General features: G+C 38.9%; 21 protein-coding genes, 1 other RNA gene and 4 pseudogenes. 16 read left to right on the forward strand and 10 right to left on the reverse strand.

The window, feature by feature from the left end:
- Window positions 1-89: 89 nt before the first annotated feature.
- The gene (locus J7I90_RS02125; RefSeq protein ID WP_214768183.1) at window positions 90-1,157 is read right to left on the reverse strand and encodes a DUF3900 domain-containing protein; all 1,068 of its coding nucleotides are present in this window, start codon (window positions 1,155-1,157) and stop codon (window positions 90-92) included.
- Between the two features lie 499 nt (window positions 1,158-1,656).
- Here J7I90_RS02125 and J7I90_RS02130 point away from each other — a divergent pair.
- From J7I90_RS02130 to J7I90_RS28015, 3 pseudogenes are all read left to right on the forward strand, one after another.
- Window positions 1,657-2,342, forward strand: a pseudogene (locus J7I90_RS02130) (amino acid permease); the annotation flags it as partial.
- A 522-nt stretch (window positions 2,343-2,864) separates the two neighbouring features.
- Window positions 2,865-3,356 (forward strand): annotated as a pseudogene (locus J7I90_RS28010) (protoglobin domain-containing protein); the annotation flags it as partial.
- A 291-nt stretch (window positions 3,357-3,647) separates the two neighbouring features.
- Window positions 3,648-4,115: pseudogene (locus tag J7I90_RS28015) on the forward strand (methyl-accepting chemotaxis protein); the annotation flags it as partial.
- 324 nt (window positions 4,116-4,439) lie between these two features.
- Here J7I90_RS28015 and tatA read toward each other — a convergent pair.
- A complete protein-coding gene (gene tatA / locus J7I90_RS02140; protein WP_214768185.1) occupies window positions 4,440-4,646 on the reverse strand; it encodes a twin-arginine translocase TatA/TatE family subunit in 207 nt (68 codons plus the stop codon).
- 347 nt (window positions 4,647-4,993) lie between these two features.
- On the opposite strand from tatA, the gene ssrS reads away from it, so the two are divergent.
- The 3 genes from ssrS to J7I90_RS02155 all read left to right on the forward strand — a co-directional run bounded on the left by ssrS (window position 4,994) and on the right by J7I90_RS02155 (window position 7,359).
- Window positions 4,994-5,181, forward strand: a non-coding RNA gene (gene ssrS, locus J7I90_RS02145) — 6S RNA.
- A gap of 322 nt (window positions 5,182-5,503) precedes the next feature.
- The gene (locus tag J7I90_RS02150) at window positions 5,504-6,871 is read left to right on the forward strand and encodes an MFS transporter (RefSeq protein ID WP_214768186.1); all 1,368 of its coding nucleotides are present in this window, start codon (window positions 5,504-5,506) and stop codon (window positions 6,869-6,871) included.
- A gap of 299 nt (window positions 6,872-7,170) precedes the next feature.
- Window positions 7,171-7,359, forward strand: coding sequence for a hypothetical protein (locus J7I90_RS02155; RefSeq protein WP_214768187.1), 189 nt, complete (start codon window positions 7,171-7,173; stop codon window positions 7,357-7,359).
- 149 nt (window positions 7,360-7,508) lie between these two features.
- Here the strand turns inward: J7I90_RS02155 and J7I90_RS02160 are convergent.
- Both J7I90_RS02160 and J7I90_RS02165 read right to left on the reverse strand, forming a co-directional pair.
- A pseudogene (locus tag J7I90_RS02160) lies at window positions 7,509-8,866 on the reverse strand (IS1182 family transposase).
- Between the two features lie 543 nt (window positions 8,867-9,409).
- Complete coding sequence (locus J7I90_RS02165) at window positions 9,410-9,568, reverse strand: hypothetical protein (RefSeq protein WP_214768188.1); 159 nt, start codon at window positions 9,566-9,568, stop codon at window positions 9,410-9,412.
- Here J7I90_RS02165 and J7I90_RS02170 point away from each other — a divergent pair.
- Together J7I90_RS02170 and J7I90_RS02175 are read left to right on the forward strand one after the other, a co-directional pair.
- Window positions 9,567-9,743, forward strand: a complete 177-nt coding sequence (locus J7I90_RS02170) for a hypothetical protein (RefSeq protein ID WP_214768189.1) — start codon at window positions 9,567-9,569, stop codon at window positions 9,741-9,743. The two genes, J7I90_RS02165 and J7I90_RS02170, sit on opposite strands and share 2 nt — an antisense overlap.
- Before the next feature lie 27 nt (window positions 9,744-9,770).
- Window positions 9,771-9,980 (forward strand): hypothetical protein, encoded by a 210-nt coding sequence (locus J7I90_RS02175; RefSeq protein ID WP_214768190.1) that lies wholly within the window; start codon window positions 9,771-9,773, stop codon window positions 9,978-9,980.
- Window positions 9,981-10,378: 398 nt separating this feature from the next.
- On the opposite strand, the gene J7I90_RS02180 is transcribed toward J7I90_RS02175, so the two are convergent.
- A complete protein-coding gene (locus J7I90_RS02180) occupies window positions 10,379-10,702 on the reverse strand; it encodes a YnfA family protein (protein ID WP_214768191.1) in 324 nt (107 codons plus the stop codon).
- A gap of 476 nt (window positions 10,703-11,178) precedes the next feature.
- Between J7I90_RS02180 and J7I90_RS02185 the strand changes: the two genes are divergently transcribed.
- From J7I90_RS02185 to J7I90_RS02200, 4 genes are all read left to right on the forward strand, one after another.
- The gene (locus J7I90_RS02185; RefSeq protein ID WP_214768192.1) at window positions 11,179-12,843 is read left to right on the forward strand and encodes an amidohydrolase; all 1,665 of its coding nucleotides are present in this window, start codon (window positions 11,179-11,181) and stop codon (window positions 12,841-12,843) included.
- A gap of 73 nt (window positions 12,844-12,916) precedes the next feature.
- Window positions 12,917-13,138 (forward strand): DUF3311 domain-containing protein, encoded by a 222-nt coding sequence (locus J7I90_RS02190; RefSeq protein ID WP_214768193.1) that lies wholly within the window; start codon window positions 12,917-12,919, stop codon window positions 13,136-13,138.
- 17 nt (window positions 13,139-13,155) lie between these two features.
- Window positions 13,156-14,622 carry a sodium:solute symporter family protein gene (locus J7I90_RS02195; protein ID WP_214768194.1) on the forward strand — a complete coding sequence of 489 codons (1,467 nt, stop codon included), beginning with the start codon at window positions 13,156-13,158 and terminating at the stop codon, window positions 14,620-14,622.
- Window positions 14,623-14,802: 180 nt separating this feature from the next.
- Window positions 14,803-15,750 (forward strand): DMT family transporter, encoded by a 948-nt coding sequence (locus J7I90_RS02200; RefSeq protein WP_214768195.1) that lies wholly within the window; start codon window positions 14,803-14,805, stop codon window positions 15,748-15,750.
- A gap of 40 nt (window positions 15,751-15,790) precedes the next feature.
- On the opposite strand, the gene J7I90_RS02205 is transcribed toward J7I90_RS02200, so the two are convergent.
- Entirely contained in the window at window positions 15,791-16,876 is a 1,086-nt protein-coding gene (locus tag J7I90_RS02205) for an MBL fold metallo-hydrolase (RefSeq protein WP_214768196.1), read from the reverse strand.
- A 259-nt stretch (window positions 16,877-17,135) separates the two neighbouring features.
- On the opposite strand from J7I90_RS02205, the gene J7I90_RS02210 reads away from it, so the two are divergent.
- Both J7I90_RS02210 and J7I90_RS02215 read left to right on the forward strand, forming a co-directional pair.
- On the forward strand, window positions 17,136-17,879 hold the full coding sequence (locus J7I90_RS02210) for a type II toxin-antitoxin system SpoIISA family toxin (protein WP_251025081.1): 744 nt from the start codon (window positions 17,136-17,138) through the stop codon (window positions 17,877-17,879).
- Window positions 17,880-18,059 carry a hypothetical protein gene (locus tag J7I90_RS02215; RefSeq protein ID WP_214768198.1) on the forward strand — a complete coding sequence of 60 codons (180 nt, stop codon included), beginning with the start codon at window positions 17,880-17,882 and terminating at the stop codon, window positions 18,057-18,059.
- A gap of 278 nt (window positions 18,060-18,337) precedes the next feature.
- Here J7I90_RS02215 and J7I90_RS02220 read toward each other — a convergent pair whose 3' ends face one another.
- Window positions 18,338-19,297, reverse strand: a complete 960-nt coding sequence (locus J7I90_RS02220) for a sensor domain-containing diguanylate cyclase (protein WP_214768199.1) — start codon at window positions 19,295-19,297, stop codon at window positions 18,338-18,340.
- Between the two features lie 532 nt (window positions 19,298-19,829).
- Between J7I90_RS02220 and J7I90_RS02225 the strand changes: the two genes are divergently transcribed.
- A complete protein-coding gene (locus J7I90_RS02225) occupies window positions 19,830-22,400 on the forward strand; it encodes a helicase-related protein (protein WP_214768200.1) in 2,571 nt (856 codons plus the stop codon).
- Window positions 22,401-22,456: 56 nt separating this feature from the next.
- Here J7I90_RS02225 and J7I90_RS02230 read toward each other — a convergent pair whose 3' ends face one another.
- Window positions 22,457-22,663 (reverse strand): YqaE/Pmp3 family membrane protein, encoded by a 207-nt coding sequence (locus tag J7I90_RS02230; RefSeq protein ID WP_214768402.1) that lies wholly within the window; start codon window positions 22,661-22,663, stop codon window positions 22,457-22,459.
- A gap of 307 nt (window positions 22,664-22,970) precedes the next feature.
- Between J7I90_RS02230 and J7I90_RS02235 the strand changes: the two genes are divergently transcribed.
- A complete protein-coding gene (locus J7I90_RS02235; protein ID WP_214768201.1) occupies window positions 22,971-23,642 on the forward strand; it encodes a hypothetical protein in 672 nt (223 codons plus the stop codon).
- Between the two features lie 358 nt (window positions 23,643-24,000).
- Here the strand turns inward: J7I90_RS02235 and J7I90_RS02240 are convergent, their stop codons facing one another.
- Both J7I90_RS02240 and J7I90_RS02245 read right to left on the reverse strand, forming a co-directional pair.
- Entirely contained in the window at window positions 24,001-24,312 is a 312-nt protein-coding gene (locus J7I90_RS02240; RefSeq protein WP_214768202.1) for a hypothetical protein, read from the reverse strand.
- 211 nt (window positions 24,313-24,523) lie between these two features.
- Window positions 24,524-24,853: a four-helix bundle copper-binding protein gene (locus tag J7I90_RS02245; protein ID WP_214768203.1), complete on the reverse strand. Its 330-nt coding sequence runs from the start codon at window positions 24,851-24,853 to the stop codon at window positions 24,524-24,526.
- Window positions 24,854-24,936: the final 83 nt, after the last annotated feature.

Below are 24,936 nucleotides of genomic sequence, written 5' to 3' on the forward strand. Positions count from 1 at the left end.
GACGAGTCACTAAGGAGTCACACTTGCGGTCACTAAACGGTCACTAAACGTGTGACTCCGACCCTTTTTCCGTGTTTTATTGCCTAATATTAACCACCGTTTTTAGCGCGTACTCGGGCAATTACCTCGTCCAATTCGTCGGGTTTTAGAAACTCGATTGGACTTACGCTCTTCTCAAAAACGATTGAATCCGACTCAATTATCGTTACATATTTACCGTTTATTTTCGCAACGTGGACCGACTCGCCGAAGTCCGAAAGTAGGGCGTTAACTCCGACGTGATCAAGCTTCATTTTCAGGTCTAAGTCCGGCGTAATTTCGACCATAGATGCCGCAGCCTCAACGATTTGGTGCGTATCCAGACGTTCCCTCAACTCGCGTTTTTCACTGACCGCCCACTGCTCGATATCCGCATGAAATTCCTCAACTTCGGGGCTGTCCGCCTCATAATTGACGTTCACATGTTCGCTCACTATACCGACTATTTGACTACGCATGATTTCCGGCATCGATTCACCATATTCGACGAACTTCAGGAAATCCTCAAAGTAGCGGGCATGTGAAGCTTGGTGGATTTTCAGTTCGCCTTCTTCGACCATTCCTTCTTCGGGCATGTAGGGGTATTGGATGGATTTCATATTTTTAGTGGTGATAGCCATTTCAACGTGCCTAATCAAGGTCCGTTCATCTGAAATGGAAGCAACTTTCGGCTCGAAATCACATTTTAATAGGAAAACGAACGGTTCATCAAGATATTTCGTTAATTTTGCCGATGCGATTATGAAGACACCTCCACGGACGGCACTTGTATCAATATAAGACCGCGTGAATTGTTCATTTTCCTCTTGGAATTCTTGTTTTGTTTTTGCATATCGAACACGGTTAAATACATTGTAATTAGGGTTGGAATCAAGTGCATGTCCTTCTTCAACAATAAAAGAACCAATTTTTGTCGGTATTTGTTCAGTTTTTGGATGACGGTCGACTTTCCGTTTGGAAATCTTCATCAATTCCCCATCCAAAAAATCCTTTAGAGGACTTTCTTCGTATTCTTCTGTATCAAGAGTTTGGAAATGTTTAAAACGCTTATCAGCCTGATCGCCTTTTCCTTCGACTTGGATTAAATAAAAAGACAGATAGGTAATTGCAAAATCCATGAATGTCACCTTCTTCAATTATTAAGCATAATTCCCGTACTTTTTTTAAGACTTAATAAGTATAGTGATGTACTTTGATTCCGTCAAACTATTGGTGCATGAATGATCAGAATAATATTGGAGTATTATTTCTTAATAATACATATACAAAAATAAAGAATGATCCAATATTGGATTAATTAGAACTTTTACAAGAAAAATTAATCGAAATACTCCAATAGCTCACTTTAATGATATTAAAATAATGAATTGTTAATCCTTCTTCGTTAAATATTGAGACTCCTGTTGAATATTAGGACTTACCTTCCAAAGGAAATTCAAAAAAACAGAATTTTACAATAATAAATCATTGACGGAGGAAGGGGTAATGTGTATAATTTGAAAGTCGGAAAATTCAGTAAAAGTAGAAATTTGTCGAAATTCCTTCGATATAAATGGTAAGTGAATTTATTTGTCTGTAGTTTTCGGAATAGTTTATAAAATTTACGGAGGAAAGTACATGAGTATTTTTAGGAAGAAGTCCATTGAGGACTTGTTGAAAAACGCAGGGCGGTAAGGGATTGAAACGGGAACTAGGGGCTTGGGATTTAACGATGCTAGGAATTGGAGCGATTATTGGGACAGGCATATTTGTATTAACAGGTACTGGTGCAGTGAATGCTGGCTCTGTACTTTCAATCTTTCGTCATTGCTGGGCTTGCCTGTTTATTCGCTGCACTTTCTAATGCGGAATTTGCAGCTTCCGTGCCGGTATCCGGTTCGACTTATACGTATGCTTATGCAACTTTAGGTGAATTCGCCGCTTGGATAATCGGATGGGATTTGATTTCTGATTACTTATTGACTGTTAGTGCGGTATCGGCCGGGTGGTCGGGCTATTTCCAATCATTTTTAAGTGGATTCGGAATTAACTTTCCGAAAGAATTGACGGCAGCACCGGGTTCGATTGAAGGAGTCACGACTTATATGAACTTGCCGGCCTTTTTGATCGTCATGGCGATTACCTTTTTGATTTCCGTAGGTACGAAACAAACGACCAGAATCAATAATATAATGGTCGTTATTAAAGTGATTTCCGTAGCGGTCATCGTTTTACGTAAAACAAGACCGGATATGAAGCGAGCTTTTTATTGTCCGGCAGTACCGCTCGTTCCTGGCCTGGCAATCGTTTTTTGTGTATTCTTGATGATTCAGCTAGGGAGTCATACATGGATAAGGTTTTTAATCTGGATGGCGTGAATTTCTTAAATCTTGTGAGGGTTTCGTAGAGATGTAAAAAAACAAAAAATATAAACTAGTCTTATTCAAGAGTTCGAAATATGTAAAGCCTACAGTTTTTCTTAAAAATATATTCCAGTTTGATTGGAACGGAAGGTACGAGAATCCTGGAGACCCCACAGGAGCCAAGAGCGCCGAGGAGGCTCCACGGACCGCGAGAGGAAAGCGGGTGCCTGAAGTGGAAATCAACGTTCATCTTCTATACTCTCCGAAAAGAAGTATACGGTCTGAGACATTCTTTGGAGTGTCTTTTTTTTGTTTGGACATAAATAGTTCATAAGTATTGTGTGAAAGAAGAAAATTTCTCAAAGTGAATTAAGATAAACAGACTTTATGTCGAAATAGTATATATGGACTAAGAAATTGGGGTGCAATTTAATCATGAAAAGAATATGGAGAAATAAACAGAAGATAGATTCTATAGACTATATGCAATATAAAGAACACGTCGGTATCAATATCAGGGAATATCCGAGCGTATTGAATCAAGTGGACATGATTCATTTGACCATCGAGGATTTGTGCATAATTCGTTCTTTACAGGAACAAGTGAAGGAACATTTGACACAAATTGTAGGGAATTTTTATAAAAATCTAGAAAATGAACCCTCTTTAGTGAAAATCATTAAGGACAATGGTTCTGTTGATAGGTTGAAAAAGACACTGCATCGTCATATGTTCGAAATGTTTAGCGGAACCATCGATGATGCGTATATTAAACAGCGTTATATTATCGCACAAGTACATGTGCGAATTGGACTTCAGCCAAAATGGTATATGAGTGCATTTCAGGATTTATTGCAATCATTGATCATTCATGTGATTTCCAACATAAAAAATATTGAGCAATATCAAGATAACATCCTGGCTGTCACTAAAATTTTTAATCTGGAGCAGCAAATAGTTTTAGAGGCATATGAACTTGAGAATGAGAAGATTCGCCAAAAAAACTTAGCAGAAAAAGAGACGATTAAACTACAGGTCAATCATAATGCAGAGGAACTGGCAGCAATCAGTCAAGAGACCAGTTCAGCAACTCAATTAATGGCAAATAAGGTAGGGGAAATTCATGATTTCACTCAAAAGGGGTCCGAGATTGCCATACATGCAGAGGGGAAGTCAAATGAGGGAGTCGAACTGTTACAGGGATTAGAGAAAAGATTGGTGAAAACGCAGGAGCAAATGACGAGCATTTCAAAAGATATGGAGCAGCTTTCCAATACTTCAAAGGAAATTGAACGAATTGTCACGATCATCACTTCAATTGCCGAGCAAACGAATTTGTTGGCGTTGAACGCAGCGATCGAAGCGGCAAGAGCTGGTGAAAATGGTAAAGGATTTGCGGTTGTGGCTGGTGAGGTAAGGAAGCTATCGGAAAATACCAAGGACTCGGTATCTGAAGTAGTGAAATTGGTTAATGGAATCGCTCATTTTACCAACGTCATGAACACGTCAATTTCCATGGTTAGCGGGGAAATTACTAAAGGTACGAAACAAGGAAAAGAAACGGGCATATTTTTTACTGATATAGCAAAGGCCATGCTTTCTGTAAAAGAGCAGAATATTAAGATCACCAAGGAAATGACAGAGCTGAATGAAATATTCGATGAAATTAATGAAGCGTTCAATCAAGTGGCCGTTTCCTCGGACCAATTGACTCAATTGACGATGAACTTGTAATGAAGTTGAATGGTTTTACAGAACAGCTTTATGGGCTCGTTTATATTTTAATAAACAACTCGATAGAATATTTTAAAAACCCCCAAAGCGGTCTATAGAATATGAACAAACTATAAAAGGGATTAAAATCACTTCCCGATGGGTGCCGTTAACGGGCTGCTCAATAAATCACTTGATAAAATATAAGTTTAATGTTATATTAATAAAGCGATGAGCTAATTTGTGTAAGTCGAAGAACAAGCTTTTAGCTAAACGTCGGGATGTGGCCTGACGGTTCTGCGCCACAAACGCATCAAAGACGCCTGCTGCGTGCAGGCGTCTTTTTCATTTTAACGATTCTTTTTTTGCAGCTTGTACGTCATCTTTGAATTCCTCTTGTATTTCTTCTGTTATTCCCTTGGTTGCATCTTTAAATTCCCTAAGCGAGGTGCCGACTGCCCGTCCAATTTGAGGCAGCTTGTTCGGTCCAAAAACGATTAAAGCTAAAAGAAGGATTAAAATTAAACCGGGAAAACCAATGTTTGAAAGCATAATCAGTCACTCCAATCAAATCTATTAGTTAATATTATAGACTCCTTCCATGTATTTGCAAATGGTATTTAGGATAAATTATAATGTTAAACATCCGATGATCTTCGCAAGGCAAACACTTTCAATTCCGTCACCATTTTATCTTGCACACTCTATCTTAAAGTATTTACTTCCCCAAGTATGATATTCCTTAAAAAGATATCAATGAAAGCTGGGGACGGATAGTGAATTCAGAGTGCCATTTGACGTATTGGGCATGGCTACACAGCTTAAAGTTCGGATAAAATTTTTTGTTGCATGGGAATGATTAAACTTGCAAGTTTGAAGATATTTCGGTATTATAACTATACAAGCTGCGTTGTTCGTAATGATAATTAAGTTTTAACCTTTAAGCTGTAATAGGGAGTTTTATATTGAAACAGGAATGTTATGCCTCGTCACTGACTTGGACAACAGGAATGCTTCTGCAAACACCCACTTTGAGGAGTGGTGGTTTAAAACTTTCTTACTTGAATACGGCAATGGCGGCTTACTACATTAATAATTAGAAACCAGTTCCGTTAAGGGACTGGTTTTTTTGTGTTTTACGGTTTGGAACGTTGAAGGGCGGATGAAAAAGGAAGTTATCAGAAATCGCAAATACCAAGTAAATAACCTGGTTATGTGAAGTTTTCACGAATTATGAATAATATGTGAAAGTTTTTATTGAAATATCAGATAATTAGCATTTATAATAACAATTAGATAACTTAGTTCACTATTTGTATAAAAAATGGAGTCAAATATTTTTTGGAGTATTTAGTAAGCGCTATCATTCGGATGAAATTACTGCAGCACCTAGAGAGGAGAAAAATTTTATGGCTAAAATTAATACGACCGAGGTAATTAGCAACAGTAAATTTAACCGCTTTCATTTCGGATTGCTGGCATGGTGTTTTATCATTATCCTTTTTGACGGCTATGACCTTGTCGTTTATGGAACAGTTGTCCCCTTATTGACCGAGGAATGGAACCTTTCTTCCGTGGAAGCAGGGGCTATGGGCAGCTACGGTCTATTTGGAATGTTGTTCGGGGCCATCTTCTTTGGTACATTAGCAGATCGGATTGGCAGAAAAAACGTAATCGCGATTACACTTATTTTATTTAGTTTATTTACGCTTTTATGTGGATTTGCGGATACGCCTACGATGTTTTCGACTTTCCGATTCCTGGCGGGATTAGGGCTTGGGGGCATCATGCCGAACGTCATTGCCTTATTGACGGATTATGCACCGAAAACGATGAGGAGCATGGTCGTTTCAATCGTTTTGTGCGGTTACTCATTCGGAGGGATGCTTGCGCCGATACTGGGCATCCTGGTTATGCCGACACTTGGTTGGGAATCAATATTCTGGTTTGCCGGAATACCCTTGGTATTTTTACCCTTCATGATGAAACGTTTACCAGAGGCTTCGACCCATCTGATCAGAATTAACAAAAAGGAAGAACTGATCAGAATATTATCCAAGGTAAGTCCGGAAAGTAAATTCGATATCAAGGACGAACTTGTGGAAGTGAAAAAAACAGAAGCCGATATGCCGATTGTTGGATTGTTTAAGGATTCCCGTGCTCTTAGTACTTTAATGTTCTGGATCGCCTTTTTCATGTGCTTGTTGATGGTATATGGGTTGAATACATGGCTTCCGAAGCTAATGATCGAGGCAGGGTATGCTCTGAATTCAAGCTTAGGTTTCTTGATCGTCCTTCAAGGCGGCGCAATCGTAGGCACGCTTATCATCGCTAAACTTTGTGATCGTTATGGTTCCAAGAAAATGCTTGTGCCGATGTATGCGCTTGGTGCTGTAAGTTTGACGCTATTGGGAATGGGGGGAAGCTCATTTGTGATTTACACATTGGTAGCGATTGCAGGAGCCTGTACCATTGGTGCCCAAAACCTTGTACAAGCCTATGTTTCCCAGTACTATCCGCCAAATATTAGATCGACTGCACTAGGGGTGGCATCTGGTATCGGAAGGATAGGCGGTATGCTTGGGCCTATACTCGGCGGATTTTTATTATCCATCTCGCTGCCCATCCAATTGAATTTTATTGCCTTCGCCATTCCGGGTCTCATTGCTGCGGTTGCCTTATCATTCGTTCCAGTGAAAATAGCTTATTATAAACATGATCATTTGGAACCAACTGAAGAAATGGTCGAAGAATCCAATAAAATGAACGTCTTGTGAACTACATGCATGAAATGCAGTGCTGGGATACCCTCGCTTCATTTCATGCCTATTTGTTTTATTTTTCCTTTTTTTGTTGTAATGAAATGGCAAAATAACAAGAAATAGCTTAAAGGTATTCCAGGAATTGTTTGGCGTGACCTACTTTTGAGAAAAGTTGCTTAAATGTTCATAATTTCGCATTATGAGTCACTTTTAATATAAGAAATACATGTTAGAATGATGGTACGGATAATTAATTCTCCCTTGAAGTGGAGCGAACTAGAAATTAATCTCATCTTTTGTGAGGAGTCAATACTTTGAAGATTTTAAAACATGTAATTTTTTGGTTATGCATTATAGGGACATTATTCTCTATGATTTATTTCTTTGTAGCGGACATTCCGTTATATGTTAAATTGTTAGGCGGAGCCATCATCCTTTATCTCGGTTATGATCTTATAACTGAATCAAGGAAAAGAAAGCGTAAAGAAGCCTTGGAATCTTAATCCTTATATTCAATAAAAAACCCTCTTTGATAAGAGGGTTTCAGTTTGTAGACAAAAGGGGTTCGGAATAAAAAAATTCTGAACCCCTTTTGAAATTCCCTTTAAATTTTTGCCTAGAGTTAAGAGATTGGGCTCTTCGAGCCACTATGTTAGGCCATTTTTGGACCTCGCCACATCCAATTGGCCATCTTCTTTAAATTAATGGCAGCGAAAGTAAGCATCGCCTGCATCGACAATTTTTTAAGTCCCCTTAAAGTAGTCCAACGCATACCATGCTTTTCTTTTGCATCTGCGAATACACGCTCAATCGTTTCTTTACGCTTCGCATATATAGGTTTTACATCTTGATGATGACGCAGATGGTCTGCTTCTTCCACATGTGTTTGCCAGATATGCCGTGTCACCACTTTTTGACCGTCTTTGCTTTCTGTACACCGTGATAAAAATGAGCATGTTGCACAGATGTGTTTGGGGGATTTATACTCGCGATAGCCCTCTTTATTTGTTGTTGAGTACTTTAATAGCTCGCCCGAAGGGCAAAGGTAACAATCAAAATGTTCATCGTATACATAGTCCTGTTTGCGGAAAAATCCTTCTTTAGTGCGAGGACGTATATAAGGTAAAGCCGGTATGATTTCTTTGTTAAATAGGTAGCTTGTAATCGCTGGTGTTTTATAAGCTGCATCTGCGGCAACGGCTTCCGGTTTTCCAACTTTCTCAATCACTTGTTCAACTAGTGGCTCTAAGATCTGGCTGTCATGTATATTTCCAGGTGTTACAATCGTTCCCAATACAAAACCGTTACGGTCTGCGGCCGCGCGGAATGAATAGGCAAACTGTTTTGTTCGTTCATCTTTCACATAGTAGCCACTCTCAGAATCCGTTGTACTTTCTTTAATCTCTTTGGTCTCTTCTTTATCAAATTTATCTGGTGGAAAAGGCTTTTTTCCATGGTTTTCACGATCTTGATTGATTTCTTCTTGAAGACGTCCTTGATACGCTCGTGTTTCTTTACGAACGATTTTCTTTTCAAATTTCCGCTTATTCGCACTGGCCTTCACATGTGTGGAATCCACGAAAACGTGTTCAGCACTTATTAACTTTTTATTAGCAGCTGTCATTAAAATGCGATAGAAAATCTGTTCAAACAGGTCTGTATCTTTAAAGCGTCGCTCATAATTTTTCCCGAATGTGGAGTAGGAGGTACTTTATCATGGAAACCATAGCCTAAGAACCAACGGTAAGCCATATTGGTTTCAACTTCTTCAATCGTTTTACGCATGGAACGAATACCGAAGGTATATTGAATGAAAGTCAGTTTAACTAAAATAATGGGATCTATACTTGGGCGTCCTCTCTCTGAATACATATCTTTCACCAAGTCATAAATGAAAGTGAAGTCAATGGCAGCCTCTATTTTGCGAACCAAATGGTTCGGTGGCACCAGTTGATCTAAAGTAATCATTTCAAGTTGATCTCGCTGAATAGAATCATGTTTAGAAAGCATCCTCATCACCTCAAGTTTTAATACTTCTATTTTAAAACAAAAATGACTCCAGGCAAAAGGTTCTATCTAAAAGGTAAGACAAAGTTGATTGGAACGGAAGGTACGAGACTCCTGCGGGAAATGCGCGTCTAGGGGAGACCCCGCAGGCGAAAGCCGAGGAGGCTCCCCGACCGCCCGCGGAAAGCGAGTGCCTGGAGTGGAAATCAACGTCCAAATTGTACAAGCCATAAAAATAGACAAACTCGATGAAAATCGAGTTTGTCTACAGTCTGAAATCCTCTTTGATAAGAGGGTTTTTTTGTTGAATAAAATGGCTAATTGACTTTAATTATTGACAATATTCTAAAAACTAAATTAATATATAGTGAACTTTGTTCTATATATGTATAATCTATCTTTTTGCTACAATATCAGATGTCATTAAATGTTAGCTCGGCCAAAAAAATAGAGACTTCCCTAAGACTATGTCAAAAGGATAAGCAGAACATTTACAAATTTTATTATGTTGTATCTTTATCATCATCTGTGACGGGTATGATATGTTCATGCTTGGGACGTTTCTGCCATCCTTGATCGCTTCATTGGGTGCGATGTACCTGATTCCGAACTTTGTTGGCGGGCAGTGGTTTGGCTTGGTGCACTCCCATTAATCTTGATGCCCATACTATATAAATTGCTGCCTGAGTCAATAAATTTTTTCATGACAAAAAACAAGAAAAGCAAATTGGTGAGCGTTCTTAATCAAGTGAAGGCAGACGGGAAATACACCATGAAGGATCATTTTGTCCTTCAGGAGCAACTCAAAAGTGAAATGAAGGGGTCTCCAGTTAAGCGGTTGTTCAAAAATGGCAGGACTTTGAGCACCCTCATGTTCTAGATTGCATTTTTCATGTGTTTGTTCGTAATGTATGGTTTAAGTACAGTGCTGCCAAAAATCATGGGAGGAGCAGGATATGAATTAGGTTCAAGCCTGACATTCTTGGTCGTATTGAACCTTGGTGCAGTTTTTGGGGCGATCGTTGGAGGGAAGCTTGTAGACAGATATAGGTCCAAGAAGATTCTGGCTACTTTCTTGCTCATTGGATTCATTACCCTCACGATGCTGAGCTTCTAGCCAAGCATGTTCATGCTGTATATACTGATTGCGTAACGAATGCATATGTATCCCAGTATTATCCGAATGAAATCCGGTCTACAGGTGTTGGCTGGGCATTGGGTATCGGCAGAATTGGCGGAATACTCGCTCCTGCTTTCTATGGGGTCCTGCTGGATATGAGGTTGTCATTGCAAGTCAATTTTTTTTGCCCTACCATGCATCATTGCAGCGATGGCGATTTGGTTCATACAGGATAACTTCAGCAATTTGACGGCAAACAGGCAGGAAAAGAAATTGATATGATGTACACCCAAGCTGGATCACTGTATGTAAATATTCAAATGAAAATCGGTCAAAACAACAAATGGAGGTGATGGTAAAAAAATTAAAGGGCATAAGGCCCTTTGATTTTTTTACTATCTAGGGCCCCATATAATGACTGAAACCCCGACCAAACAGATTATAGCTCCAATCCAATCATATAAATCAGGGGTTTTCTTATCGATGCCCCATCCCCATAAAACAGATAATACAATGAAAACCCCGCCATATGCAGCATATACACGTCCAAAGGTAGGGAACGTTTGAAGTGTCGCAATGATGCCATATAACACCAACCCGAAACCTCCGGCTAAACCTAGAAAAATGGATTTACCTTCTCTTAACCAAAGCCAAATAAGGTAACCGCCGCCAATTTCCGCCAGCCCAGCCATAACGAAAATTACAATAGTAACTAACATATATGTATACCTCGCTTCCTCGTTGAAATTTTATCATAGATGAAACGGTAAATGATCATACTTTACAGTGTTGTTAGTAAATTAACTGGACATCGACGTTAAGGCATGAAAATGATTCTTCCATTAATTTCATTTAAGTATGATGAAAAGAATAGCTGAATATTCTGACTTCTTATTGACTTTTTAAAACGCTGTGTGTATCATTCACTATTAAGTGGTACTGACGTTGTGATGAGTTGGTATAAAGGCAATAAAAACAACTTCAATCTAATAGAAGGGGGTAAATAAATAGCGGAAGTGTCATTACGTATAGAGGATTGGTAAAACATACAACTGATTTCCGATGACGTTAATAAACTATTGTTCGAAAGAGACAAGAGAAAATTTTGCGTGTAAATATGTTAATAGTGTGGAAACGTCAGTACTTCTTAATCACTATTTTATTTTTTAAATAACTCATTAAAGGAGGCATTTTTATGCTTCAGGTGGATCTCTTGATAACGAACGCAAACATTTTGACATTGGATGAAAAAAGTCGCATTGGAGGTTCTGTAGCAGTAAGTAATGGAATCATCATTGGAATCTGGACTGAAGCGGAACCACCTCGCGCGTCCATTGAATATAACAGCCGGACACAAGTTATCGATTTAAAAGGCGCAACATTGCTTCCGGGCTTTATCGACACCCACAACCATTTATTGATGTACTCCCAGTTCCGAAAACAAGCAAATTGCAGTTCGCCTCTTAACCAAAACATTGAAGATATACAAGCCCGCCTTCTTTCCATGGCTAAACAAACTGAAAAAGAGAATTGGATTTTGGGTTTTGGGTATGATGATACTCTTTTAAAAGAAAAAAGGCACCCAACCCGTGCTGAATTGGATGCAGTTGTACCTGATCATCCCGTTTTCATCAGGCATGTATCCGCACACTTCGGCGTGGTTAATTCTGCAGCCCTTAAAATGGCAGGAATGGATGAAACTGTTTTTGACCCTCCTGGTGGACATCTAGGCCGGGATGGTTCAGGACAACTGAATGGTATTTTATATGAGCTGCCTGCCATGAATATGGTTGAAAAGAAGATTCCGGCACCGTCTTTGGATTTATTGGTTTCATTATTAAGCGAAGGCTCGAAGGATTACTTAGAAACAGGGATCACTACAAATACTGACGCCGGTGTAGGGTTGAATATGGGTATAGTTGAACTGGAAGCTCATCTTAAAGCAATCGCGGAAAGAAAAAATCCATTGCGAATGCGCTTGATGGTCATGCACAATCTCCTGCGGGAAGGAAATGAATTAGGAAATTATACTGCTAATGAACTTAATCTGGAAATTATTGAAAAGTCCTGCGGTCGTGCTCGTCTTGATAGTGCTAAGTTGTTTCAAGATGGGTCAATTCAAGGATTAACAGCGGCATTGCGGCAGCCATACCATTGTAATCCTGGTGTTTCCGGAGACTTATTACACGAACAAAATGAATTTAATGAAGAAATTCTTGATTTAAACAAAAGGGGGTTTCGCATAACAACGCATGGAAACGGGGATAGGGCCATTGGCTCCATATTAGATGCTTATGAATTTGCACTGAAAAAAAATCCACGCGTCAATCACCGCCACCGTATTGAACATTTGCAAACCGTGACTAAATCCGATTTAGAACGAATGAAAAAGCTTGGCGTAGCAGGTTCATTTTTCATTAATCATGTTTATTATTGGGGGGACAGGCATAAAAAACTGTTTCTTGGGCCTGAAAGAGCCAACAGTATAAACCCCTTAAGAGACGCACTTCTAAATAACTTGCTATTTACTGTGCATACCGATTGTCCAGTAACACCTATCTCACCGTTATTTTCAGTTTGGGCTGCAGTTAATCGCATTACGATGGGAGGGGAAGTATTAGGGCCTGAACAAAGGATAGACGTTGAGAGTGCACTGCGCTCAATGACGATATGGGGGGCGGAACTTAATTTTGACGAAAAGAATACGGGAAGTATCGAAATCGGAAAGAGAGCGGACTTCGTTATTCTTTCAGAAGATCCATTGAAGGTCGATCCATTGGAAATTAAGGATATTCCAGTTCTCGCCACTATCGTGAGTGGCCAGGTTGTATACCAGAAGGATTGGAGTTTAATATATTGAAAAAAGTTGTTAAACTTGGAAAATTATGTGATAGGAACGCATCATAACCTTATAAAAGGAAAGGTGGAGAAATATGTCCCGCCGAAAATTAGTTGGTATATTCATAGGTGTGATCATTCCATTTATAGCCATTGTTGGTATCATCCCTTTTATTGCGAAACTTGATTTCAGTGTACTAGGAATACCTATCCTTTATTTTTGGGTTTTTTTATGGTTTCCGCTGACTAGCCTTTGTCTTTGTATATCTTGGCATATTTATGATCGTCATCAATATAAAAATGAAAAGATGGGGTAGATGAGGAGGAATGGATAATGGCGGCGATTGTGTTTGGATCTATTATACTCTTATCAATTGGAATAGCATTGAACAGTCGGGGTGGTAAAGGGAAAGTTGGTGTTGAGGAATATTTAGTCGGGGGCCGATCATTCAGTGGAATATTACTATTCTTCCTCGCAGTAGGTGAAATTTATAGTATAGGGACAATGATTGGATTTCCAGGAGGAATTTACGCCAAAGGTCCTGGATATGGCATCTGGTTTCTAGGTTATATACTTCTTGCTTACCCCATTGGATATTATATGGGCCCTTTAATGTGGAGAGCCGGGAAAAAATACGGGGCAATGACACTGCCGGATATTTTCAAAGGGCATTATTCCCATAGAGGATTGGAACTGGTAGTGGCAATTTCCGCATTGCTCTTTATGATTCCTTGGGGACAGCTGCAATTTGAGGGACTCGTCGTTGCGCTTAACGCCTTGGGGTTTAATTTATCGCCGACACTGTCAGTCATTGTTTCAGGGTGTTTAGCCTTTATTTATATATCGATTTCTGGTGTGAAAGCTCCAGCATTCATTTCTATCCTTAAAGATATAATCATGCTTCTAGCGATCATAATCACCGGGTTAGTGGTTATAAAAGAAATTAACGGAGTGTCAAACCTATTCAATTTGGCTAAGCAACATGGAGCGATGGTTACGATAGATAAATCGGAAGATGTCGTTTTCAGCATGACCACTATATTTTTTCAAGCATTAGCATTCTATTGCATGCCGATCATCGTTGCTGTCGTATTCACTAGTAAGTCAGAAGGTACGATTAAGCGCACGCAAAGATTTATGCCCTTGTACATGTTGATGTATCCCTTTCTCATACTAGCTTCATATTTTGCTCTTGTTTCAATCCCTGATTTAGACAATCCAAACCATGCCTTCATGGCAACAGTAACAAGTATCCTTCCTCCTTGGGCAGTTGGTTTAGTGGCTGCTGGTGCAGCTCTCTCGGGTATTTTAGTACTTGCCGTAACTAGCTTGGCGGTTGGAGGTTTAGTTTCCAGGAATTTACTAAGTAATGTTCCTGAAAAATCCCAAAGAAAATGGGTCCAATTTATTGTTCTTCTCTACCTGTTGTGTTCGATGGGGTTAACATTGCTGACACCAAGCTTGATGCTGAACTTGATCAACACCGCCTATTATGGTTTTGGGCAATTCTTGCCTGGATTATTATCGATTTTCTTTTTCCGCTCCATAAGACCTGCAGGTATTGCAGCGGGCCTCATTGCAGGGGATCTGTTCGCCATAGGAATGCATCTGGCTCAGATGAATTTCTTGAATATTAATATTGGCTTAATTGCTTTATTGATAAACTTCACAGTTGTTTATGCCATCAGTATGTATTTGAAAAGAAAACAGAAAGCCCAGACCGCTTTTGAAGAACCAATTGCCTACAATCGTATTGAATTAGAAGAAACCTATCCAAAAAACTCTGTCATTGTCGATTAATATTGCTTACGATAAGATGCATTCAGATTCAATTCAACCATACATTATTGTAATAGGCTCAAATTCGTTAAATATCCAGAAAAAGACCAGTTTTTTTACCTCTAACTTGGGTTGCAATGCAGATGCAAAGGGTACTATACCTAAATAGGAATATAGTAATCTAGTTGAGGAGTTGCAGTCATGAAATCCCGAACATTTGCATACATGTTAGCGCTATTTCATTCAAGTATTGTCGGCCTATCTTTCTTATTCACGAAAATGGCGATTGCTGAATCGAATCCGCTTGATACTTTGGCGTTCCGGTTCACGGTTTCTTTCGCCATAATTTTGTTGCTCGTCGCCGTAAAAGTAATTAAGGTGAACTATTCTTGGGAGTCGATTAAAAGTCTTGTACCGCTTTCTCTATTATTCCCTACTCTTTTCTTTGCCTTTCAAACTTTCGGACTTAAGTATTCGCAATCCACCGATGCTGGAATTCTGTCTGCCGTCACCCCGATTCTAACATTGATGATAGCTGGATACTTCCTTAAGGAGAAAACATCTTTATATCAAAAACTTTCGATTGTCTTGTCGGTAGTTGGGGTCATTTTTATTTTTGTGATGAAAGGGAGCACCATCAATTTTTCCGACATGCTTGGGATGGTGTTGATCCTGCTATCCTGTATTGCAACTGCTTGTTATACAACGATGACCCGTTCACTTGCCAGGAACCATACACCAGGTGAAATGTCCTTTTTCATGATGGGAACAGGCTTTGTCATTTTTAATGCAGCTGCACTCGTTACCCATTTAAAACAAGGTACGATGGCGGAATTCTTTACACCATGGTCGAGCATGGAATTCATCAGTTCCATTTTGTATTTGGGAATATTGGCTTCATTGGTCACTTCATTATTATCCAATACGATTTTATCAAAAATAAAAGCGTCGCAAATGAGTGTGTTTGCCAATCTTTCCACTGTTGTCACGATTGCGGCAGGAGCTCTCATTCTAAATGAAAAGCTTACGATCTATGATATATTGGGTTCGATACTAATCATTTTAGGTGTAATAGGCACGAATTATTTTGGAGTGAAGAGAGAGCATTCAATAAAAGTGAATCTTGAATATAATGAAGGGAAATTGTAAATGAATGAAAAAGGTCCATCCCAATAGGAATGGACCTTTTTCATTTCCACCATCTTGTTTGAGGGAAATCCGTTGAACCAAGAACTACCGGTTCGCCTATTTGGGGTGTGCAGACCTGGACACCCAGGTCATTGGCCGCTTTTGTTACCCGTTCTATCGGATCTGTCCAGTCATGGAAAGACAATGTGAAACCTGCCCAATGAATGGGGATCATCCGTTTTCCTTTTACATCGATGTGTGCTTGAACAGTTTCTTCCGGAATCATATGGATGGTTGACCAACGTTCATCATATTGGCCGCATTCCATTAAAGTTATATCAAAAGGACCGTATTTTTCGCCGATTTCTTTAAAATGGCTACCATAACCACTATCGCCGCTGAAATATACCTTGTCTTGTTTTCCTTTAATTATCCAAGAACACCATAGTGTCGTATTGCCACCGCCTAAACTTCTACCAGAGAAATGCCTTGCAGGCGTACAAATAAATTCCAAGTCCTTGAATGAAGCTTCATCCCACCAATTATGTTCCTGAATCAGTTCTTGTTTAACGCCCCATTTTTCTAGATGTCCACCGACACCGAGTGGGACAATGAACTGACTGACCTTATCTTTTAATTTCTTTATCGAGTAATAATCCAAGTGATCGTAGTGATCATGTGAGAGCAGGACGGTATCGATAGGAGGAAGCATATCGATATCAAAAGGCAGCTCCCCGCTAAAGCGCTTGTTCCCGAACCATGGAAAGGGAGTGGGTGCTTTGCCAAACATGGGGTCCACTAAAATGGTTTTCCCATCTAATTCCAACATGAATGCAGAATGACCAAACCAGGTGATTTTATTGGAATTCTTAGAAGCGGGTTCTTTTGTTCCAATTACAATGGGACTGTCGGGCTTCCTCTTTGGATTAGGTTTTATGAAATCACGTAAAATGGAACACGTATGTTTAAGACTCATCGCTTGACTGGCAGGAATCTGATTTTGGAATTTCCCTTTGGCAAAATTCTCTTTAGTAGTGAAACTTCTAACTTTATCTTTGGTTGTCCGTCTTCCAAGCGGAGGATAGAGGTTAAGGAAAAGTAACAAGAGTATAAAAGTAGAAATGAGGATCTTAATAATTTTCATCATGATAGCTTCCTCCAATAGTAATCATCGCTTTTATTATTACATATCATAACATAGAATTTATACGGTTATTTACTATGATGTCCCACAAGATGAATGATAAAGATATCTGTAAAATCACATTGGGTGGAGAGTTCTTCTTATGGCAAATGTTTAAGTTTCGCCCGTCTCAGGCAGGGAATAGAGGTATATATAATGAATAATATAGAGGACGGGATAAGGAATGTAGCAGCCGAAGGGTAGGGTGATAAATCGATTGTTAATGTTTTTCAGAGTCTTTGTATGGGTAGTATTTATTGCTTTATTAGCCTATGTCATTCTTTCTTGGAAATATAAAGACAAGGTTAGTAAAAGGATTGAAGCGATTCGAAAAACCTGGTATATCATTTTTATACTGGGAGCACTGATTTATTGGAATTTCTATCCGATGAGCATTTTTAATGAGTGGAAAAATTTCTTGATCATGGCTATCGTATTCATTCTGATTGATATGTTTGTGTTCTTGAGCATGTATATATCGAAGATTGGCGATAACGAGCTGTCCTATGCAACGAAAGCGGTTGCGGAAAGTGACAAACTTTTAACGGATAATAGGGAAAAGGTCAAAAATATGTTTCATCTCCTAAAGAAGGAAGGAATACCTGAGTATTATCAATCGAATAAGGAATACTTGGCTTATTTGAGCATTCTCCTTCAAGCGTATGCAGCAAAGGAAGGGATGAACGTGAAAATCCTTCCTTTCAAAACGGAACAGGACAAGCAATTGGTGATAAATGGGCATCCGAACTTGAATGGCAGTACCATCCGTGCTACATTGGAAAGAGAAGATACGTATTATAATGACGAAGAAAAAATGGCTTTGCAGCCTGTTAGTATCTTGATGGAACCCTATATCCTTGACGTTAAATCAGAAAGCTTCGTTTCAGAAGTCGATTGTTTATTGATAGCTTTATTAATCATGATGTTCGATATGGTCATAAAACAAAAACCAGGTGGTGAAGGATAAATGAGCATTTATGATAAAGCCGGCAACGACGTGTCAGTTGCCGTAATCAAACCACAGGTTAAAATACCCGATGTAGGTTTAAGTCCCCACACTAAAAAAGTGATGAAACAGAACGAAAGCATTATCCTGAAACAAAAAGAAAAAGCTGCACGCTTCAGCCGGTTAAAAAATGTTTTATAAGAAGGAAGGGGTTTTTCCTTTCCTTATGATATTTAATGGTTAACCCGCATATACTATTCAAAATCAAAGAATAGGAAGGGTCTTTCAGAATATGAACAAAAAGCCCGAGAGAGTTAACATCCCGGTCCCCTCCGCTTCACCATCCGAGAAACGGATACATAAGGCAAATGCCGACCTGCTCAAGCTTTTGCAAAGGCTGAAAGCGAAACGTTGGATTTTTTTAAGGTGAAAGAAAGCCAGTCTCCTAAAGGAGAACTGGTTTTTTTATTTTTACATGATCACTCAGGGGGGAAGTATTGAATATTTTTCCGTCCAGACTCTTTGGCCATATACATGGAACGGTCCGCCTTTTTCAAAAGTGAGTCCATTTCCGTACCATGATGAGGATAAAAGCTAATTCCTATGCTAGCTGATATAAAATGATCATTTCCATTAATGGTAATGGGCATGGTGGATAAACTGTTCAATAATAATTCAGCGTTTTGCTGGGTGCTTTTCATTAAATCCTCACAATGCGAAGGATTTAATAATACAATGAATTCATCACCACCGATTCGAGCAACCTGACTGCCTTCGGGGACGGTTTGCAAAAAACATTCGGCAGCCTTTTTGATGACGCCGTCACCAGTATCATGTCCAAAGGAATCATTGAAAAATTTAAAATGGTCAAGATCGATGTAAAGAATCGCCATTTCATCGTTCGTTTTATCTTGATGATAATCAAAATAATTATAAATGAAGTTCCGATTATAAAGACCTGATAAAGGATCCCTGATAATCCCTTTTTCAAGATTGATGGCATGACTAATCAGAGCTGCCATAGACTTAATGAAGGTTAGGTCATATTCTTTAAAAACATAAGGATTAATGTCGAATGCACATAATGTCCCAATGATTTCGCCCTCATTTATAAGGGGAGCTCCCATAAAACACCCATTCCCGATAAACCTCGTTGCAGGGTGGCCGCTAGTCAATTCATGTTTCCCCAAATTCGGGATAACGAGTGGTTCCAAGCCATTTTCAACAACTAATTTACAATAAGCCATATTATAAGGAAGGATGTCACCTTCACAAATTAACTTTGCATTTCTATTGAAGGACTTGATCATGAAACTCTGGATGGGAGTCACTATAGAAAGGAAAAATGTATTGACCTCAATGGTTTGAGCTAATAGTGCTAATACTTCTTTAGCGAAGGAATCAAAATTTTTATAATAGTTGATATCTTGCTGAATCATTCTCAGGCTCCTTTTTTTATCTATATTCTTTTTAGGTTTTCTAATGATATTCCTTATACACAAAGCAAAGACACAAAAGCGTAATCTGAATATCGTGACAGTTGCCGGGATTTCCTCTAAACTCAATTAAGGGGTTGGAATTGTATTATGGATGAATCATGTAATCGGGAAAGTTGAAAAATGGACCTTTACTTTATTTTCGGCTTTTTTTTAATATCATTAAATTCTCCTGATTATAAAACGATTCTGGCCAAGGCTGGGTATCTCTTCATAATCCATAAATTCTAATCAGTATTTATAGCATTATACTGTAAATGAAATGGTGAGAGTAACTTTAATGTGCATATTTGGCATATTTTTGATATTTACCTTGGAAAGTAAAGCAACCTGACATTTTTGCAGCCTCTCATGATAACGGAGCTCATGAATTTAAATGATGAAACGAATGTACCAAGCTCATTTTAAACAAAAATTTGGGGAGGATAAAAGGAAGTAATAAAGTACATATTGGATAATTCAAAAGGGGATCACTATGGGAAAATTAGAAAGTATATATCCTATTGCTATAGAGAATACAAAAGAAAAAATCATCCAGGATATTGATTTTTATTTAGAGAATCAAGAGACAATGCCTTCTTATTCAGCATATATATCAGACAGGACGACTTTTATTGAGCAAATTTGGATTAATGTTTGGATAAATAAAGCATCAAATGATGTGCCCAGAAAGGAAAAAAAGGCTTTTTTAAGCGAAAGGGGATTTGTAACGGAAGGTTCAGATCATAAGCTGATCAATAGCATGTTCCGCAACGAATTAAAGAAGTATCGCCCATTTGATGGCTTAACGTGGATTAAAAAAACCTTTGCCGACAATCAAGAGGATTGGGAGAAGAGATATAAAAATGCAAGGGAGAAATTCTTTAGGAGACAAGAAGAACAGCGGCTTGCCAAGCAACGTTGGAAAATTCGCGCAAGGCTGCAAGAAGAGGCCAATTCATTTTTCGAAAATTACTCCCTTCTTTTATATTTACATGTCAGGTATTATATTGCCGGTATTTTGGCAAAAGATCTTAAGAATAAGCCTAAATTCCAATATGTCGATCCGTACTTGCTTGAAGAACAATTGGTTGAAGAGGGCGGCTTTCAAGCTGCCGAATACCTAATGGTCACTGACTTTTTCGAAGAGCTGACAGGCGATATCCATTCGTTAATCGGTTGGGGCCGGAACCGTTATGAATATGAAAATTACTACTACAGGTATGAAAGGCTTGTTTCGGATTTCATAATGAAATTAGCCCCTGACAAATACTTGAACCATCTATCTGCCGCCCTGCATCATGATTTTTTGGAGTCATATGGGGAAAGGCTGACGATTGATTCCCTTCAAGGTATATTAGGCGATGAATTGGCCGATTTGTCTCAGTCCTGTTTTGATGAGCTTCAGGAAGAATACCTTTCTGATTTACTGAAGCTTGAAGGAATTCCTTTTAATGAAATATTGCACGAAGAAATTTTTGAAAAAGACGTGGAGAACAGAGAAAGAAGAAAAGCTGAAGTATTGGCAGAAGAAGCCAGGAAGCGGGCAGAAGAACAAAGGATGATCGATGACATCATCGGTAAGGCCTATACTCCATCATTAGGAAAAAGGGTTAGATATGTTTTGCATATCGGTGAGACCAATACAGGGAAGACGCATAAGGCCCTGGAAAAAATGAAACAAGCGGAAAGCGGTATGTACCTGGCTCCACTTAGACTGCTTGCACTTGAAGTGTTTGATAAATTAAATGCGGATGGTGTACCCTGCTCATTAAAAACCGGTGAAGAAGAAAAGGCTATTGAGGGGGCTAAACATGTCTCCAGTACCGTTGAAATGTTTCATGAAAAAGACTACCATGAAGTAATCGTCATAGATGAAGCCCAAATGATTGCCGATAAAGATCGAGGCTTTTCTTGGTTTAGGGCAATTACGCAAGCTAATGCGAAAGAAGTGCACATAATTGGGAGCAATAATATCAAGAAGATGCTTCTGAACCTTCTGAATGAAGCAGATTTAGAACTTCACGAATACAGACGGGAAATACCGCTTGAGGTGGAACAAAAGGAGTTTGGACTGAAGTATACCAAAAAAGGGGATGCCCTCATTTGCTTTTCGAGGAGGCAGGTTCTGGAAACAGCATCCCGGCTTAAAGAGAGTGGACATAATGTCAGCATGATATACGGCAGTATGCCTCCTGAAAATAGAAAACGGCAAATAGAATTATTCAACCGCGGTCAAACATCAGTTGTCGTTGCCACCGATGCGATTGGAATGGGATTGAACTTGCCAATACGCCGCATCGTCTTTCTTGAAAATGAAAAATTCGACGGGACACGAAGAAGAAGATTGACTTCTCAAGAAATCAAGCAAATCGCAGGCAGAGCGGGTAGAAAAGGGATTTATGACACTGGGAAGGTAGCATTTACAGCAGAAATCAAAATCATGAATAAGTTGCTGGAACAGGTAGATGAGCCAGTTCAAACCTTTACAATCGCCCCAACCTCTGCTGTATTTGAACGTTTTCAAAAATATTACCGGGACCTGGGGACATTTTTCGAAATGTGGGAGAGGTTTGAGCCTCCTAAAGGCACGAAAAAGGCTTCGCTATCGGAAGAAAGGGAGCTTTACGAACTAATACGGGATACAGAAATCGAAGCTCGTTTTTCTTTGATGGATTTATATGGTTTCCTGCATATTCCTTTTTCGGCAAAAGAACCAAGTCTGATCAGACAGTGGCTGGAAACGGTCGAAGCGATTGCCGAGAACAGTGACCTTCCTGAACCGGTCATCAAGACAAGGAATCTTGAGGAATTGGAGCTATCTTATAAGGCGATAGGTCTTCATCTATTATTTTTATATCGGATGGGTAAGCGTACGGAAGCTGTTTATTGGGAGCGTATCCGTGAAGAAATCAGTGATGGCGTACATGATCAGTTAAAAGATGAAATGTTGAATTATCAAAAAAAATGCAAGCGCTGTGGAAAAAGGCTGCCTGATGACTCACGTTTTCAAATATGTGACGCTTGTTATCATAGAGGGGTTAGAAAGACGCACAGATTCAAATAAACGAATTCTTTTGACAATAACCCGAATTGCATTCGGGTTATTGGTGTTTGCATAAATCACTTAGTCGTTCGTTTCGATTTAGCAATAAGTGCTGCTTGCTGCTTCATTCGTTTATCCGCTTTCTTGTCATGCACCACTAGGATTGCATGAATTAATCCAGGGACATAAAAAAATAGTGTGAGGACCAAATTAAGCACAGCCTGAATGGGTTTACCGGCCAATAAAACCGCTAATGGAGGGAAAAGAATCGCAATTAATATAATGTTTTTTAACTGACTTCGGTTTGTTTCTCTTAATCGTTACTTTACTTTACTTTAAACTTTAAATGAGCAGCAATTTGGTTACTGATGTTCCAGTTTCTTGATGATCCCCCTTGTTATCGCCTTGATAAATATATGCTCAAGAGCCCGATTCATACCTACTGAACAATCTGGCTCAAAGAAGCAGTCTTTTTACCCCGATATAACAGGAGGGAGATGGTTAATCATCGTTTTTGCTGCCATCGGTCAACGTGTCGCGGTTTTTTGTGTTAGAATAATCAGAATACTAACTGACGAAAGCGGGAGATTTATGAAAAAAAAGATAGGCTGTTTGCATGCACACTATACAAATATAGAATATATAGAAAACGCATTCTCTAAATTCGATATTGAATGGCTTCATTTTGTAGATCCAGGATTGATGCAACGGGTGTCAACGGAAGAAAATTTTAATTATTCGGATGCTCAAAAAAAGGTTAAACAACAGGTCGAATGGATTGCCGAATGTAAAGTGGATGCCATCCTGATAACTTGTACAAACTATATCGCTTTATTAAACGAAGAACAACTATCTTTACCCATGCCCATAATTAAAATCGATGAACCATATTTTGAGCAAATTTGCCAATTGCAGCAACCGCAAGTGATATTATTCACGAACCCTGCCACTGTTGAAGGAACGGTCAAACGTTTAACTGCACATGCTGAAAAATATGGGACTGTGGATTTTGAAGTCATCATTATCGACGATGCCTTTGAATTCATTATGCAGGGATTGGGAGAAAAATATAATCAGGAAATCATGAATTACCTATCCCAGTTTAGAAAAGATAATAGACGGCTGTCTGTAGCTCAACTATCAATGGTCGAAGCGGCAAGGAGATATGAACTTCAGACAGGACAGACAGTTTTAAATCCATTGCATGCATTAGTTGATTCCATGATCGATCAACTAGAACTAAGTTCCTTGTGTGGTGTTTGAATACGAGGATGTATGGTGCCGCATGAAGGGAATGATTGTTAAATTCATCAAAAGTCTTTGGGTATGAATAAAAATCATGCATGATCTGGTTAATCACACTGCAGGGATTTCAGACGACAAATTGAAAAAAAACGAGTTTGACTGCCGTTTTTTTATTAACGTTTTAGTTGATTTCAGAAATCCATTCCCTTTCCGACTACTGTCTGCCAAGCCACATCAAAGCGGTTGCGGCTAGCCAGTAATTCGACAGGAGTGTCCAATAAGGATTACAGTAAAAACATGAAGGATAATCTAGTTTAATTATAATTTTAGGCAGAACCCCATTCTACAAACTGAAATCCCTATGCAGGGATTTTTTTTATGCCTTTGTACGGATTTGTTCACGGATGTTTTCAAGTTCTTCAAGGGATAGATCCGTCAGGGAATTTTTAATTTCTTCTTCGACCCGTTTTCGGTCAAGCTCCCTATATTCGCTCCACCAATCCCTCAGCCCTTCGGTGTTTTCGAGAAGATACTCTATATCTATTTCTTCTTGCTCATCATCTGATAAATATCGCATGACCGCACCTAATAATCGATTGAGTTTAGCTGTTTCACTTTCCTTATCAGGTGAAGCGGGGGTATCTTTCACTTCTAAATCATCTTTAGCAGGAACATTCCGAGGTGTCATAATATCCTCCTGTTTTTAATACTAGTGTGCCTAAAAAGGGCGGTTTTCAATAGCTGTATTTCGTATTTTGAAAAATTTTTTGATATATAAATTTCAACAAACACCTCGCTAGAATATATAAGAAATATCATCATCCTTTAGTAGGTTCAAAAAGTAGTCGGTAGGTAAGCGGAAAGGATAATAAAAGGAATAGCTAATGCTATTCCTTACATCAAGCGACTAATTTTCTGCATTCTTCTGCGCATCTCAAACAAGCCTCGGCACATTTTTGACAATGTTGATGATCGTGTTTTTTACATTCATTTCCGCAGCTTTCACAAATCTTGGCACAAACTTCAGCCAACTCTGAAATAAACGGAGTTCCTCTCCCTATCGTCTGTGCTAAGAAAGAGCAAATATCCGCACATTCCCGATCCAAGCGAATGCATTCCACCATCATGTTTACATGTTCTTCTTTTAAGCATGCGTCGTAACAATGATTACAAGCAGTGATACAATCATTTAAAGTTTGGATAAAAGATGAATAATTTTCATGTGACATGAACAATCTCCTCCTAATCTGGTCTTCCTTTACTTTTATCCATTAAACTATCCATTAAACTTCTTTCGGGGAAAGGTAAATGG

Source organism: Bacillus sp. ISL-57 (assembly GCF_018613135.1).
Taxonomy (GTDB): Bacteria; Bacillota; Bacilli; order Bacillales; family DSM-1321; genus Peribacillus; species Peribacillus frigoritolerans.